Annotated in this window: 2 protein-coding genes; one reads left to right on the plus strand and one right to left on the minus strand. The window is 70.0% G+C overall.

Translation table 11 applies throughout. The features are described 5' to 3' along the window. Positions 1–375 (minus strand): heavy metal-responsive transcriptional regulator (locus IY392_RS18625; RefSeq protein ID WP_194862024.1); only part of this gene is annotated, 375 nt, incomplete at its 3' end. Between the two features lie 105 nt (positions 376–480). On the opposite strand from IY392_RS18625, the gene merA reads away from it, so the two are divergent. Next, the gene (gene merA / locus IY392_RS18630; protein WP_017838447.1) at positions 481–1,881 is read left to right on the plus strand and encodes a mercury(II) reductase; all 1,401 of its coding nucleotides are present in this window, start codon (positions 481–483) and stop codon (positions 1,879–1,881) included. Positions 1,882–1,957 lie beyond the last annotated feature (76 nt).

Consider the following 1,957-nt stretch of genomic DNA (forward strand, 5'->3'; position numbering starts at 1 on the left):
GACGGTCGTGGTGTCGCATTTGGTGGGGTCGCTGGTGGTGGCACTGTGGTGAAGGTGCGCGACGGTGTGTCGCAGTGCTTGCAGGTCGGCGATTTGGCGGTCCAGGTCGCCCAGGTGGGCTTCGAGCAGGGCGTGCACGTGCTGGCAGGGTGCGACTCCGGCGTCGCGGATGTCGAGGATCTCGCGAATCTGGGCCAGGGTGAGCCCAGCGGTGCGGCCGCGGCGAACGAAGTCCAGGCGCGCCAGGGCCGCAGGGGTGTAGTCGCGGTATCCGTTGGCGGTGCGCTCAGGCGCAGGTAGTAGGCCGGCTTCTTCGTAGAAGCGCAGCGTCTTGGTTGTGGTGCCGCTGGCCACGGCCAACTCACCGATGCGCACAGTGGCCCCTTTCTCGGCTCTCGTCCATGTTCGCCTTGACCTTCCCCTGCGCTGGAACGTCCACTATGGACGCTGAAGAGGGGTCACGCGAAGGAAGGTGGGCAAATGGGTGTGGACTACGACGTCGATCTGGCCGTGATCGGCTCAGGAGGCGCGGCGATGTCCGCCGCCATCGCGGCCAGCCAGGCCGGTAAGAGCGTCGTGCTGGTTGAGCGCGGTGTTCTGGGCGGGACGTGCGTGAACATCGGCTGCGTGCCGTCCAAGACGCTCCTGGCGGCCGCCGGGGCCCGGCACGCCGCGCTCACCAATCCCTTCAAAGGTGCCCCAACGTCAGCCGCACCGGTGAACCTCGGCGATCTGGTGGCCCAGAAGGACGCACTCATCGAGCGCCTGCGTGATGCGAAGTACGCCGATGTGGCCGCTGCCTACGGCTTCCAGGTCCGCCCAGGCCAGGCCAGCTTCCTGGACGGGGACACCCTGGCCGTCGACGGCCAGGCGCTGCGGGCCCGGGCCTATCTGGTCGCCACCGGTGCCACCCCCGCCATCCCGGAGGTGGTCGGTCTCGACTCTGTGGACCGGCTGACGTCCACCACCGCGATGCAGCTGACCGAGCTGCCTGAGTCCCTGGTCGTTATCGGTGGCGGGTACGTCGGGATGGAGCAGGCCCAGCTGTTCGCTCACCTCGGCACCCGGGTCTCTGTGGTCGGGCGTCTGGCGCCGCACGCCGAGCCGGAGCTGGCCCAGAGACTTCGGGAAGTCTTCACCGACGACGGCATCACCGTGGTCGAAGAGCGCGCGACCACTGTGGCCCGCGAACCAGGCCCCGCAGGAGAGGTGGTGGTGACCACGGACTCGGGCGAACAGGTGCGCGGCGCGCAGGTCCTGGTGGCCACCGGACGCCTGCCCCGCACCGACGGCCTGAACCTGGCCGCTGCCGGTGTGGACGTGGACGAGCGCGGCTTCGTCGTGGTCGACCAGACCCAGCGCACCTCCAACCCGCGCGTCTGGGCCGCCGGTGACGTCTCGGGGGCTCCCCAGTACGTCTACGCCGCCGCCGCCGGCGGTCGGGCCGCCGCGCTCAACGCCCTGACCGAGGACAGGTACCCGCCGGCAGCTCGGGTCGACTACGCCGGCTTTCCTGCGGTCGTGTTCACCCGGCCCCAGCTGGCCTCGGCGGGGTTGACCGAGGACGAGGCCCTCACCCGAGGGCACGCGTGCGACTGCCGCGTCCTGGACCTGTCCGATGTCCCCCGGGCGCTCGTCCAGCACGACACCCGCGGGGCGGTGAAGCTCGTCGCCGACGCCGTGAGCGGCAAGGTTCTGGGCGTGCACGCTCTGGCGGACGGGGCCGGGGAGATCATGCTGGCGGCCACCTACGCCATCAAAAGCGGCATGACCGTCGACGATCTGGCCGACACCTGGGCGCCGTACCTGACCATGAGCGAAAGCCTGCGCATCGTGGCCGGCCTCTTCCGAAACCAGATGCCGACGTCATGCTGCGCCTGAAACCCGCGGCCCCAGCGGGGTGGACGAGGGCTCCCGCGGCGGCCCGCCTGGCGCCGTGAATGTGCCTTAAAAACCT

Source organism: Dietzia sp. SYD-A1 (assembly GCF_015356725.1).
Classification (GTDB): domain Bacteria; phylum Actinomycetota; class Actinomycetes; order Mycobacteriales; family Mycobacteriaceae; genus Dietzia.